Annotated in this window: 15 protein-coding genes and 1 other RNA gene; 6 read left to right on the plus strand and 10 right to left on the minus strand. The window is 36.7% G+C overall.

Translation table 11 applies throughout. The features are described 5' to 3' along the window. Complete coding sequence (proQ, locus tag J3U63_RS02275) at positions 1 to 537, minus strand: RNA chaperone ProQ (RefSeq protein ID WP_267333315.1); 537 nt, start codon at positions 535 to 537, stop codon at positions 1 to 3. Positions 538 to 606: 69 nt separating this feature from the next. After that, a complete protein-coding gene (locus J3U63_RS02280; protein WP_065634351.1) occupies positions 607 to 963 on the minus strand; it encodes a DNA-binding protein in 357 nt (118 codons plus the stop codon). A 177-nt stretch (positions 964 to 1140) separates the two neighbouring features. Between J3U63_RS02280 and J3U63_RS02285 the strand changes: the two genes are divergently transcribed. From J3U63_RS02285 to rnpB, 3 genes are all read left to right on the plus strand, one after another. Continuing rightward, on the plus strand, positions 1141 to 1404 hold the full coding sequence (locus tag J3U63_RS02285) for a helix-turn-helix domain-containing protein (protein WP_065634350.1): 264 nt from the start codon (positions 1141 to 1143) through the stop codon (positions 1402 to 1404). Between the two features lie 215 nt (positions 1405 to 1619). Then, complete coding sequence (gene bamE, locus J3U63_RS02290) at positions 1620 to 1982, plus strand: outer membrane protein assembly factor BamE domain-containing protein (RefSeq protein WP_267370348.1); 363 nt, start codon at positions 1620 to 1622, stop codon at positions 1980 to 1982. Between the two features lie 206 nt (positions 1983 to 2188). After that, positions 2189 to 2580, plus strand: an RNA gene (gene rnpB, locus J3U63_RS02295) — RNase P RNA component class A. A gap of 1 nt (position 2581) precedes the next feature. Here the strand turns inward: rnpB and J3U63_RS02300 are convergent. The 6 genes from J3U63_RS02300 to J3U63_RS02325 form a co-directional block, all read right to left on the minus strand. After that, positions 2582 to 3268 (minus strand): DedA family protein, encoded by a 687-nt coding sequence (locus tag J3U63_RS02300; protein WP_267370350.1) that lies wholly within the window; start codon positions 3266 to 3268, stop codon positions 2582 to 2584. Positions 3269 to 3299: 31 nt separating this feature from the next. Then, the gene (tldD, locus tag J3U63_RS02305; RefSeq protein WP_267333312.1) at positions 3300 to 4754 is read right to left on the minus strand and encodes a metalloprotease TldD; all 1455 of its coding nucleotides are present in this window, start codon (positions 4752 to 4754) and stop codon (positions 3300 to 3302) included. 148 nt (positions 4755 to 4902) lie between these two features. Beyond that, entirely contained in the window at positions 4903 to 6378 is a 1476-nt protein-coding gene (rng, locus tag J3U63_RS02310) for a ribonuclease G (protein ID WP_267333311.1), read from the minus strand. 14 nt (positions 6379 to 6392) lie between these two features. After that, positions 6393 to 6878 (minus strand): rod shape-determining protein MreD, encoded by a 486-nt coding sequence (gene mreD, locus J3U63_RS02315; RefSeq protein WP_267370351.1) that lies wholly within the window; start codon positions 6876 to 6878, stop codon positions 6393 to 6395. Beyond that, complete coding sequence (mreC, locus tag J3U63_RS02320) at positions 6865 to 7707, minus strand: rod shape-determining protein MreC (RefSeq protein ID WP_267333310.1); 843 nt, start codon at positions 7705 to 7707, stop codon at positions 6865 to 6867. The genes mreD and mreC overlap by 14 nt, the downstream gene beginning before the upstream one ends. A gap of 138 nt (positions 7708 to 7845) precedes the next feature. Next, complete coding sequence (locus tag J3U63_RS02325; RefSeq protein ID WP_065634343.1) at positions 7846 to 8892, minus strand: rod shape-determining protein; 1047 nt, start codon at positions 8890 to 8892, stop codon at positions 7846 to 7848. A 368-nt stretch (positions 8893 to 9260) separates the two neighbouring features. On the opposite strand from J3U63_RS02325, the gene accB reads away from it, so the two are divergent. The 3 genes from accB (at position 9261) to J3U63_RS02340 (ending at position 11809) form a co-directional block, all read left to right on the plus strand. After that, positions 9261 to 9725: an acetyl-CoA carboxylase biotin carboxyl carrier protein gene (accB, locus tag J3U63_RS02330; RefSeq protein ID WP_267333309.1), complete on the plus strand. Its 465-nt coding sequence runs from the start codon at positions 9261 to 9263 to the stop codon at positions 9723 to 9725. A 29-nt stretch (positions 9726 to 9754) separates the two neighbouring features. Further along, the gene (gene accC, locus J3U63_RS02335) at positions 9755 to 11101 is read left to right on the plus strand and encodes an acetyl-CoA carboxylase biotin carboxylase subunit (RefSeq protein WP_267333308.1); all 1347 of its coding nucleotides are present in this window, start codon (positions 9755 to 9757) and stop codon (positions 11099 to 11101) included. A gap of 69 nt (positions 11102 to 11170) precedes the next feature. After that, positions 11171 to 11809 (plus strand): bifunctional 4-hydroxy-2-oxoglutarate aldolase/2-dehydro-3-deoxy-phosphogluconate aldolase, encoded by a 639-nt coding sequence (locus tag J3U63_RS02340; RefSeq protein WP_065798822.1) that lies wholly within the window; start codon positions 11171 to 11173, stop codon positions 11807 to 11809. Positions 11810 to 11860: 51 nt separating this feature from the next. Here J3U63_RS02340 and J3U63_RS02345 read toward each other — a convergent pair whose 3' ends face one another. Next, positions 11861 to 12631, minus strand: a complete 771-nt coding sequence (locus J3U63_RS02345; RefSeq protein WP_267333306.1) for an ABC transporter permease — start codon at positions 12629 to 12631, stop codon at positions 11861 to 11863. Between the two features lie 11 nt (positions 12632 to 12642). Continuing rightward, the gene (locus J3U63_RS02350) at positions 12643 to 13569 is read right to left on the minus strand and encodes an ABC transporter ATP-binding protein (protein WP_267333305.1); all 927 of its coding nucleotides are present in this window, start codon (positions 13567 to 13569) and stop codon (positions 12643 to 12645) included. Positions 13570 to 13720: the final 151 nt, after the last annotated feature.

Here is a 13720-nt window from a genome sequence, read left to right on the forward strand (position 1 = left end):
CTATTTGGTAATAATATGCTCAGGTTTAACAGTTAATTCCATGCCAGAGCCGACATTCACCTTAATATGTTCTTTTTCAATATTAATGATTTGAACTCTTAATGGTTTATTGCCTAATAATACTTTAACAAAGTCACCCACTTTTAAAGCCTTCGGTTTTTTGACTGGTGGGCGAGAATTTTTACGTTTTTCTTTCGCTCTTTCTTTGGCTTTTTGTTTACTTTCTTTTAACTGTTGTTGGGCGTATTGTTCTTGTTCTTCATTAATAATATCATCAGGATTTCCATCTAAATCAACTCGATTAGCACCCGCTTTAATACTATATAAATAACGCCAACTCATCGTATAAGCACGCAATGCAACACGAAGTTTGGTTTTACTCAGAACTTCACTTTCGCTCAAACGAGAAAGGATATCTTGAAATATCCCTATTTTGAGGGGTTTAGCTTCGCCTTCAAGCGTAAAACAATTAGGAAATTGTTCGACTAAATATGCAATAATCTCTTTACTATTTGTTAATTGAAACTGACTTTCCATTGGTAATTCCATTAGCAACTAAATTGAATTTTACTAGCGTTAAAGTATATCTCAGCTTAAACAATAACACTAATTATCTTTTTTCTGTTTATTAATAAAAGTAATAAAATCTTTAATACCATTACGCATTAACCAAGATGCAACGATAGATTTTTCATCATCCGATAATTGTTCAAATGCAATCATCCATAGTTGAAAAGGTTCGATAGGTGATACGACGTAGCTTGCACTTTCTTCTTCTGCATACAGTGCTTTTTTGACAACTAACGGTAAACTGGCAATATGATACTCTAGCGCTTTACCACGAACACCCGTTCTTTTTCGTGAAGTCCATTTTTCGGCTCTAGCTTTTCGATTGACGCCTTGTATCGTTGATGGCATCCCTGCAATGCTTGATAGCTCTTTTGACGAGAACCATTCTTTCATTTTCACTATCCTATTTTAGCACAATAAGAAAAAATTACAGAAATTAAAGAAACTTTGATACAATAAATTAAGAAACATAATTATTAATAACTAAAGTTCAATTGTAAACTTACTTGTTTTAGTAACATCAAAGCATAACATAGATGCACAAGGTTATAAACTAAGAGGAAATAAAAAATGAAAATAAAGTCTAGTGATTGGCACCCTGCAGACATTATTGCCGCCTTAAAAAAACAAGGAACGACCCTGGCAAATCTATCCCGACAATCGGGTTTGAGTTCATCAACATTGAGTAATGCGTTAGTTAGACCCTGGACTAAAGGCGAAGTTATTATAGCTCAAGCTCTCAATTTACAACCTCATGAGATCTGGCCTAGTCGTTATATCAATTCAAATACAAACCAACCAATAAAACGCGTCCTAAGACAAAATAAAGACTAAAAATAAAAATTATTGTACATTAATAACAAATACGCGGAAAATATGGAAACAGTAAAACACATATAGTTTCCATATTTACATAAAATCGACCAATTTCTTTGATTAATGATAATTTGATTTTTTCAAAATTAAAAAATGCGCTCATCTTGAACGTTGACGAGCATGTGTTATTATTGACACTTCAAAAATTATGTTAGTTGTCAGGTAACAATACCATGAAAAATATAAGTAAATTCATTATCGCACTATTTTCAATTATTATCCTTTCAAGCTGTAGTCAAAAGAATTTTGTCGAACAAGGCACACCATTAAGTAAAGAAAAAGTCAGTCACATCGTTGAAGGTGCAACCACCGAATCACAGATAATTTCATTATTTGGCGAACCAACGAGTAGAAAGGTCATTAATGCTAATGAGACCCAGTGGACGTATAAATATACTAAAAAAAGCTCTACCAGTCATATGCTCATTGGCGAAACCCAATATAATATTGTTGAAGGAACACTTGATGTGCTAATTTCAAACGGTGTTGTAACTTGGTTTAATTACGACGAAAATGAAAGACAGAAAAAATGGTAATTAATTTACCTTTATACAAAAACTAGTGCATCTTTTTGATGTGCTAGTAATTAAAATAGTTCACAGACTACCCCCTATTGATTAGCGCCTTGTTATTAGGCCTGTTTATTCGTTAATCATTTTTAAATGCCTAAACATTCAACATTTATTTAATCAAGTCCAAGACAGAGCTGGACAAAATTATGCATTAGGCTATACTCATGGACGAAATTAACCAGACAATCGCTGCTTTGTTGTAGTCCTTTTTAAAGGAGACAAACAGAGGGGAGGAAAGTCCGGGCTCCATAGGGCAGAGTGCCAGGTAACGCCTGGGGGATGTTGGCGAGAGCGAACATTCACGACTAGTGCAACAGAGAGTATACCGCCGATGGCTTATTGTTTAAATAAGATCAGGTAAGGGTGAAAGGGTGTGGTAAGAGCACACCGCGCAACTGGTAACAGTTGTGGCACGGTAAACTCCACTCGGAGCAAGGTCAAATAGGGATTCATTGGCGCGGCCCGCGTTGAATCCGGGTAGACTGCTTGAGCTAATGCGTGAGTATTAGCCTAGAGGAATGATTGTCCACGACAGAACCCGGCTTATCGGTTAATTTCAACTTTTATTTTTTGCCGTCTTGCTTTGCTTGTTTTTTATTATTTAACCAACGTTTTACTGCTAACCAAATCGAAAAGAGTAAACCTAGCACCAATAAAAATACCGGTATTAACATTAATAAAGACATGATCTGTTTTTCATAGGTTTTAAAAATTGGTGATAATCCAAATAGATAACCTAATGTAACAATCAAAAATATCCATAATGTTGCACTAACCCAATTGTAGATATGGAATTTACGGCTATGTAAACCCGATAAACCAGCCATCATGGGTAATAGTGTTCGAACAAAAGCAATAAATCGACCGATAAATAAAGCTTGTAAGCCATATTTATGGAATAGAACTTCTGATTTATGGTGATATTTTTCTGGCAAATGCGCCATCCAATTTTGCACAATTTTGGTATTTCCCAACCAACGTCCTTGTGCATAACCAAGCCATGTGCCAAAAGCGGCGCCGGCAATCAAAATTAAATTTATAAGACCAAAATGAAAAACATCAAGACTTATCAATACACCGGTTAAAAACAGTAAACTGTCACCGGGTAGAAATGCCGCGGGTAACACACCGTTTTCTAATAAGATAATGACAAACAGCATGCCATATAATATCCATAACACATTGGGATTTGAAAGTGTTGCAATATCCATATGAACAAATGCTTGATAAAGTGTAATGATTGTTTCCATCTATTTTTATATCTCACTTATTTAGTTATGACTAATTTATAGTACCACCAACCGTTAAATTATCCACTTTTAAAGTGGGTTGTCCAACACCGACAGGTACGCTTTGCCCGGCTTTACCGCAAACACCTACACCGGAATCGAGTGATAAATCATTCCCTACCATTGAAATTTGTTGCATGGTTTCAATGCCCGATCCTATTAATGTCGCGCCTTTAACTGGATGGGTAATTTTGCCTTTTTCAATGAGGTATGCTTCTGATGCAGAAAATACAAATTTGCCGGATGTAATATCAACCTGTCCGCCAGCAAAGTTAGGTGCGTATAGCCCATAATCTACACTACTAATGATTTCATCAAATGTTGAATTACCCGCTAGCATGTAAGTATTGGTCATTCTTGGCATAGGTAAGCAAGCATAATTTTCACGGCGACCATTACCGGTAGAATGGCATCCCATTAACTTAGCATTTAGCTTATCAAACATATAACCTTTCAAAACACCATTCTCAATTAAAACCGTTTTTTGAGTTGGTGTACCTTCATCATCAATCGAAAGTGAACCACGTCGATTTTCGATGGTACCATCATCAACAATCGTACAAAGTTCTGAAGTGACCTGCTCGCCTATCTTACCAGAAAACACGGAGCTATTTTTACGATTAAAGTCACCTTCTAAACCATGACCTACCGCTTCATGTAGCAACACACCAGGCCAACCGGCACCTAAAATAACAGGCATTGTGCCGGCTGGCGCAGCTTTTGCCGATAGCGATACTAACGCAAGTCTTACCGCTTCTCGAGTATAGCTATCGGCAATACTTTCACCGGTTTGAGGATTGGTGGTTAAAAAATATTCATAACCAAAACGCCCACCACCACCACTACTGCCATGCTCTCGTTTACCATCTTTTTCAACGATTACTGAAACAGATAAACGCACTAACGGCCGAACATCAGCGCACAACGATCCATCTGTTGCTGCAATTAAAATATCTTCATAACTACCAATTAAACTCGCGGAAACTTCAATGACTCTTGGATCGATTGAACGTGCTAATGCATCAATTTGCTTTAATAGTGCTATTTTTTGTTCTTGTGAAAAAGAGTTAATTGGATTAATAGCTGGGTAAATAGCAACAGCTTCTGTTTGTTTAAACGGCGTTACAACAATTGGGGTTTGTTGTTTAGTGATTGAATTAGCGGCTAAAGCACTTTGCTCTAAACGGTTTAAAGAGAGTTGATCTGTATAAGCAAATCCAGTTTTTTCACCTACGATTGCACGAACGCCTACGCCCTGATCACGATGAAAAGAAGCATTTTTAATAATTCGATCTTCAAGCGACCAACTTTCATAGTAACCAGACAAAAAATATAAATCACCAAAATCAATTTGTCTTGAACTTAATATATCAAGCAAATTCAAAAGGTCTTGGTGGCTTAGGTTATTGGGATTGAGTAACCGTTCACTCACTTGAGTAATTATCATAAATTCCTTTATCTGTACTTTATCACATTCGTTATTTAGCTAATTGTTTTTCATCTTTGTTTATAATGGGGTTATTATTACACATTTCAAATCGTTATAATAAAACACAAGCATGATGACCGGGAGTATTGTGATGAAATAGCAATTATCACATCAATACCACATCATACTGCTCTTGAATATAAAGCGGTTCAACTTTAACTTCCACTCGCTTACCGACAAATATTTCGACTTCGGCTAGAGCATGTGATTCATCTGTAGTTAAAGCATTCGCGACAGCCGATGATGCATAAACCAAAAAGTATTCAGAACGATGAGCTTTATAGACACGGACAATTTCACGTAAAATTTCATTACAAACTGTTTCAACGGACTTGACCATACCTCTGCCTTTACATGCTGGACACTCCTCGCATAAAATGTGACCGATGCTTTCACGCGTCCTTTTGCGTGTCATCTCAACCAAACCCAATGCCGAAAACGAATTAATTGTTGTTCTTGCCCTATCTTTCGATAAAAAATCTTGTAAAGATTGCAATACTCGCTCACGGTGCAAGTCTTCTTGCATATCAATAAAATCAATGATAATAATTCCGCCTAAATTACGTAAGCGTAACTGTCGAGCTATGGCAATAGTTGCTTCAATATTAGTGTTAAAAATCGTTTCTTCTAAATTGCGATGACCAACAAAAGCACCTGTATTGATATCAATGGTTGTCATGGCTTCAGTTTGGTCAATAATTAAATAACCACCCGATTTTAATTTAACTTTGCGATCCAATGCCCGTTGAATTTCGTTTTCAGTATCATAAAGATCGAAAATCGGAATACTGCCACGGTAGTGCGATAATTTACTTGTTACTTCAGGCATAAATTCTTGAGTGAACTCAATAAGTAGATCATAGGTTTGCTTTGAATCGACCAATATTCGCTCTATCGGATCACCCACAAAATCACGCAATACCCGTTGTGATAGTTCAAGTTCACCATACACTAAATTTTTACTAATCGGGCGAGCCATTCGTTCTTGAATTTTTTTCCACAACCGTTTTAGAAAATTAGCATCTTGTTCAAGTTCATGTGCGTTAGCACCTTCAGCTGCTGTGCGAACAATAAAGCCACCTTCTGGCGTAACATATTGTTCTACAATATGTTTAAGTCTTTCTCGCTCTGTTTCACTTTCAATACGCTGTGAAGTGGCGACATGCGCTGAATTTTGCCCCGGCATTAATACCAAATAGCGCGAAGGTAAGGTAATATCAGTTGTGAGTCTTGCCCCTTTTGTACCTAAGGGATCTTTGACTACTTGTACCATTAAGTCTTGACCCTGGCGAACCAGTTCAGAAATATCCTTAACTTGAAATTGTTCTTGCTCAGAATAAGAAACGCATTCAGTATGCGGCATAATATCTGAAGCATGTAAAAAAGCCGCTTTTTCTAAACCAATATCAACAAATGCAGCTTGCATACCTGGCAAAATTCGAATGACTTTACCTTTATATATATTACCGACAATACCACGACGTGATTCACGATCGACATGAATTTCTTGCAAAACACCATCTTCAATATAAGCTACACGAGTTTCTGACGGTGTCACATTCATTAATAATTCAACAGACATAAAGAGCGTTTCCTTTAATTAATTGCAAAGTTCCGTGCTATTCGTCGTAAGAGTAGATATATCCATATCCATAAAAAGCCATCCACACAACTTGATAATAAGATATAAGGTGACATCGAAATTATATGATAAATACTAACTTGAAATATAAACACTAATCCATTATAGCAAACAGAAACCGCAATTATTATAAAAGATTGTTGCCACAATGCTAAATTACGAAGTAACTGATATTTAAAAACAAGCAAATAAGCAATAAATGAATAAATAAACGCGTGTACACCTAAAAAAGTACCCGAACATAAATCTAACATTAGACCAAATAAAAAAGCGGTGCCAATACCGACTTGGTAAGGTTGTGCAATTAACCAATAGGCTAAAATTAACATAAACCAATGAGGTTTGAACATGTTGTAAGCTGGTGGCCATGGTATAATTTGTAAACATAATCCAATAAATAATGTTAGCCAAATAAATAATATGCCATTATGACCCCTCATGTTTTACTCCTTGATCTCCCCATAATAATAGTAGATAACGTAATCGTTTTAAATCCGCTGTCGGTGTTGCCGAAATAATTGGCGTTGAATCATTAATATCGAGTTTAACTGAACTCACCACAGCCACGGGATATCCCTCAGGAAAGCGACCGTCAAGTCCTGAAGTGACAAGTACATCGCCAACTTTAATATCAACATTATTAGGTAAAAAATCAAGCGTTAGATCATTGCTACAACCATTCCCTACCGCCACCATTGATATATCGTTTCTTAATACTTGTACCGGAATGGCATGTTGATAATCACACACTAAAATCGCTCGGCTAGTTGTCTGTGCGGTTTGATAAATTTGCCCAACAATCCCTTTTTCATCAACTACCGGTTGACCAACATAAACCCCATCATTTTGACCTTTATTTACAACGACTTGATAAACATACGGATCTGTGTCTGCTAATAAAACTTGTGCCGCCATTTTATGTTCATCATGTCTGAGCGGAGATCCCAGTAATTCTCTTAACCGATTATTTTCATGTCTGAGATGATCAAGTAATAATAAATCTGCTTTTTTTTCAAGCAACAAATTATTCAGTTTTGCATTTTCTGTTTCTAATGTTTCTCGTGTTTTTGACATTTCATAAAACCCATCAAGCGTGGCTTGGGGAGCATTTGAAATGTAATATAAAGGGGAAATAATCGTATCTAAATAATAACGAACTTCTTTAAAAGGACGATAATTTATATCTAATGCAATTAAAGCTAACGACATAGCCAAAGACATAAATAATTGTACACTAAGAGGCGAACGTTTAGAAAAAAGCAATTTCATTGTTCAGTACTTACCTGTAATAGACTCAAGATCTAATTATTTTAAGATATGACTCCGCCGACAATGTCGGCGGAAAAATGAGAGGTATATTTACTAATCATTTCATTAATTAAGAGTTAGTTAACATTGTTTGAACTTTTACTCTTCACTAAATAGATCACCACCATGCATATCAACCATATCTAATGCTTTGCCACCACCTCGCGCAACGCATGTTAGTGGGTCTTCAGCCACAACAACATGAATACCGGTTTCAGCTGACAATAGTTTATCGATATTACGTAATAATGCACCACCACCGGTTAATACCATACCATGCTCTGAAATATCAGACGCTAGTTCTGGTGGACATTGCTCTAAGGCAACTTTAACCGCACTTACAATGCCACTTAATGGCTCTTGTAGTGCTTCTAAAATCTCATTAGAATTTAATGTAAAGCTACGCGGCACCCCTTCAGCAAGATTACGACCACGAACTTCAATTTCAAGCACTTCATCACCAGGATAAGCACTACCAATCACATGTTTAATACGTTCAGCAGTTGCTTCACCAATTAGTGCACCATAATTACGTCGAACATAATTAATGATTGCTTCATCAAAGCGGTCACCGCCAATTCGTGCAGATGCAGAATAAACTACACCATTTAATGAAATAACCGCAACTTCAGTCGTACCACCACCAATATCGACCACCATTGAACCGGTTGGTGCAGAAACCGGTAAATCGGCACCTATTGCTGCTGCCATTGGCTCTTCTATTAAATAGACTTCACGCGCACCTGCGCCTAAGGCTGATTCACGAATAGCACGACGTTCAACTTGCGTTGCGCCAACTGGTACACAAACAAGCACACGCGGGCTTGGTCTTAAAAAACTATGGCTATGCACTTGGCGAATGAAATACTGTAACATTTTTTCGGTAACAGAAAAGTCTGCAATCACGCCATCTTTCATTGGTCTAATCGCTGCTATATTGCCAGGCGTACGTCCTAACATTTGTTTCGCAGCATGCCCAACAGCAGCAACACTTTTAGGTGTGCCAGTACGATGATCTTGGCGAATAGCAACAACTGAAGGTTCGTTTAGTACAATACCTTGACCTTTTACATATATAAGAGTATTAGCTGTACCTAAATCGATCGATAGATCATTTGAAAACATGCCGCGAACTTTTTTGAACATAATGAAAACTCTTCCTAGAATTAATCGTGTTTAAATGTTAGTGAGTATTTGAAGCAACGCATTGTATAAATTATATACTTTTAAAGCAATATTAGGCTAAATAATATACTATTTGATGCTTTTAAAACACCACCAGCTTCAATAATAATTAAGTGCTACTATTGTATCGCAATTATAAAATAATACCTAGAAAATAGTATAACAACAGATCGTAAAGGAGATATATAATGACAAAATCGGTTTTACAGTGTATGCTTCCGCGTTAATGTTGAGTTACTGCCTTATTATCGACTTAAAAGATCTCTTTTAAGATATTAAGGATGCATTAAAATAATTGTTACTTATATCAAATAAACACGGTGTAATTCATGGATATACGCAAAATTAAAAAATTAATTGAATTAGTTGAAGAATCAGGTATTTCAGAGCTTGAAATTTCTGAAGGTGAAGAGTCAGTACGAATTAGTCGTTCTGTTCCAGCTACAAACTATTCTGCGCCAATACAAAATATTCAAATTCCTCAAGCATCCCCAGTTGTCGTTGCACCTAGTGCAGCAGCCGATGTTGTTGTTACTGAAGCTGATCCGATTACGCCTACTGGCACGACTATAAAATCGCCAATGGTAGGCACTTTTTATCGCACACCAAGTCCAGAGTCAAAAGCGTTTGTTGAAGTGGGTCAAACTGTAAATGTTGGTGACGTACTTTGTATTGTTGAAGCGATGAAAATGATGAACCAAATTGAATCAGAAAAAGCAGGCACAATTAAAGCTATTTTAGTTGAAAACGGTCAACCAGTTGAATTTGATCAGCCACTATTCATCATTGAATAATATTCATTTAAAAAATTAAGAGATTGAATATGCTTGATAAAATTCTTATAGCTAATCGTGGCGAAATCGCTCTACGTATCTTGAGAGCCTGTAAAGAACTTGGTATTAAAACTGTTGCAGTTCACTCGTCGGCAGATAAAGATTTAAAACATGTTTTACTTGCAGACGAAACCGTCTGCATTGGTCCAGCAGCTTCTGCTAAAAGCTATCTTAACATTCCAGCATTGATTTCTGCTGCTGAAGTAACGGGTGCGGCAGCTATCCATCCTGGATATGGTTTTTTATCAGAAAATGCGGACTTTGCTGAACAAGTTGAGCGTTCAGGCTTTATTTTTATAGGCCCTAAAGCTGATACCATTCGTTTAATGGGTGATAAAGTGTCGGCAATTCATGCCATGAAAAAAGCAGGTGTACCTTGTGTGCCAGGTTCTGATGGGCCATTAGGCAATGATATGAATACCAATAAACAAATCGCTAAAAAAATTGGTTATCCTGTCATTATTAAAGCATCAGGTGGCGGCGGTGGTCGTGGTATGCGCATTGTTAGAGAAGAAAAAGATCTTGAACAATCGATTAAAATGACAAAATTAGAAGCAAAAACAGCTTTTAATAATGATATGGTTTATATGGAAAAATTCCTTGAAAATCCACGCCATATTGAAATACAAGTACTATCTGATGGTCAAGGTAACGCGGTTTACTTGGGTGAACGAGATTGTTCAATGCAAAGACGTCATCAAAAAGTTGTTGAAGAAGCGCCAGCTGTAGGTATTACACCTAAAATGCGTAAATTCATTGGTGAACGTTGCGTTAATGCCTGCATTGAAATCGGCTATCGTGGTGCGGGTACATTTGAGTTTTTATTTGAAAATGGTGAATTCTATTTCATCGAAATGAACACCCGTATTCAAGTTGAACATCCTGTTACCGAAATGGTTACGGGTGTAGATTTGATTAAAGAGCAAATTTCAATTGCAGCAGGTCAGCCGCTATCATTAAAACAGAGTGATATTCATATTACTGGTCATGCCATTGAATGCCGTATTAATGCTGAAGATCCAAAAACCTTTATGCCTTCACCAGGTAAAATTACCCGTTTTCATGCGCCTGGTGGTTTTGGTATTCGTTGGGAGTCTCATATTTACGCTGGCTACACTGTTCCACCTTATTATGACTCAATGATCGGTAAATTAATTGCTTATGGTGAAACGCGTGAGGTTGCAATTGCACGTATGAAAAATGCCTTAGCTGAATTAGTCATTGATGGGATAAAAACCAACATTGATTTGCATATCGAAATTATGAATGATAAAGGCTTCTTAAAAGGTGGTACGAATATTCATTATTTAGAGAAAAAATTAGGTATTTATGAGTAGTAAACACTAATCGCTACGTTATTAGCGATTAGTGTCATATTTAATATTGATAAAGAATTGGTGAAGCAAATGAAAAACTGGAAAAAAAGCGCTGAAGATATTTTAACACTCGGCCCGGTTGTACCGGTTATTGTTATCGAGCGCTTAGAAGATGCGGTACCACTAGCCAAAGCATTAATCGCAGGTGGAGTAAAAGTGCTTGAGGTTACATTAAGAACGGCTTGTGCTCTTGATGCGATTAAGAAAATTATCAAAGAAGTACCCGAAGCGGTCGTTGGTGCAGGTACTGTGACCACTGTTGAACAACTCAAACAAGTGACCGATGCTGGTGTTGAGTTCGTCATAACTCCCGGTATTACCGATGCTATTTTAAAAGCGGCAGTCGAGGGACCAATTCCAGTTATTCCAGGTATTGCAACCATTTCTGAACTACTAACTGCTCAAGAGTATGGATTAACTGCATTGAAGTTTTTCCCAGCTGAGATCAATGGCGGTGTGGCTGCATTAAAAGCTTTTGCTGGCCCTTGTGGATATATGAAGTTTTGTCCAACCGGTGGCGTTAATCCAAAAAATTACCGCGATTATTTGGCCCTTGATAATGTACTTTGTGTTGGTGGAACATGGTTTATTCCAACCGATGCAATAGCAAAAGGTGAATTTGCTAAAATTACTGAAATGGCACAGCAAGCTGTTGCTGGTGCACAATAAGATACTAATACGCCGACATTTGTCGGCGGTTAATTGATAAAAACGATCAAACTAACTCCGTAATCCTTTCCCTTTTTCAATCAAATTCCATACCATGATATAAAGTGCTATTACAAATAAAATTAGCATTGAAAAAGTGATCCACAATGATACATCTGTCACCCCTAAAAACCCATAGCGAAAACCATTAATCATATAAACAATAGGATTTAGTTTTGATACCCATTGCCAAAAAGTAGGTAGCATGCTAATTGAATAAAATACGCCGCCAAGATAAGTTAATGGTGTTAACACAAAAGTAGGGATAATACTAATATCATCGAAGGTTTTTGCGTACACTGCATTTAATAGTCCTGCAAGTGAAAATAAAATTGACGTTAACAGCAGCGTACATACAACAAAAAGCCAAGAATGAACTTGATAGCGAACAAAAAATAACGATACGATTGTCACTAATATACCAGTTAAAATCCCACGCATAACGCCCCCACCAACATATCCCCAAATTAAAATATGGGTAGGCACAGGGGCAACTAATAACTCTTCAATATTTCGTTGAAATTTGGCACTAAAAAATGATGAGCAGACATTAGTATATGAGTTAGTAATGACAGACATCATAATAAGTCCCGGCACAATAAATGCCATATAATTAAATCCGCCCATATCACCAACACGCGAACCAATTAAGTTACCAAAAATAATAAAATAAAGCGACATTGTAATAACTGGCGGAATCAAAGTTTGCACCCATATTCTTAAAAACCGAGTGACTTCTTTACGCCAAATACTTTTTAATGCAATCCAATATAAATGATTCATTTAACGTTCCCCTATCCCTGCTCACTATGATGCAAAAGATCGACAAATAACTCTTCTAATCGATTTGCTTTATTTCGCACACTTATCACCTTGATTTGTTGTTGATTAAGCTGTTCAAATAATTGATTTAAACCAAGCTGTTTATTAACTTTTACCTCTAACATGCCTGATTCAATATTTGAAAATTGATAACCCTCTAAGGTAATTGGTTCCTTGGTTGGAATATAATCAATAATAATGGTTTCAGATTGACTATTAGCGAGCAAATCACGCATAGAAGAGTTGGCAATTAATTGGCCATGTTGAATAATACCGATATGCCGACATAGCATTTCCGCTTCTTCCAGGTAGTGAGTAGTCAAAATAATTGTAATGCCTTGGCGATTAATCTCGCGTAAAAAATCCCACATTGAACGTCTTAATTCAATATCAACGCCCGCGGTGGGTTCATCTAGAATTAAAAGTTTAGGTTCATGCACTAATGCTCTAGCTATCATTAACCGCCTTTTCATTCCGCCTGATAACATACAAGCGCGGCTATGGCGTTTATCCCACAAATCTAAAATCCGTAAATATTTTTCAGCACGCTCTAAAGCCAATTTACGCGGCAATCCATAATAACCACCTTGGTTAGTTATTATTTGTAGCACTTCTTCAAATTGATTAAAATTAAACTCTTGCGGGACTAGCCCTAATTGTCTTTTTGCATTAACGATATCATTATCTAAGTCATAACCAAATATTTTAACCTGGCCCGATGTCTTAGTGACCAGTGAGCTAATGATGCCTATCGTGGTTGACTTACCCGCACCATTAGGACCGAGTAATGCATAAAAATCACCGGCTTGTACTGTCAAATTAATGCCTTTTAACGCTTGCACACCATTTTTATAAATCTTTTTAAGTTCAATTAACTCTAGTGCAGGTATTGATGACATGAAAATATCCTAAATAAATAGATTATTATTTACATTATGCTATTGCATTTATTAGAAGGGAAATATTGACAATATAATCTTTAGTTGTAAAGGTCTTTTTAGTATTATTTAGGATATCACAAAGAACAAATGACACTAAATCTAACGCAAG

Source organism: Gilliamella sp. B2838 (assembly GCF_026536185.1).
GTDB lineage: Bacteria > Pseudomonadota > Gammaproteobacteria > Enterobacterales > Orbaceae > Gilliamella.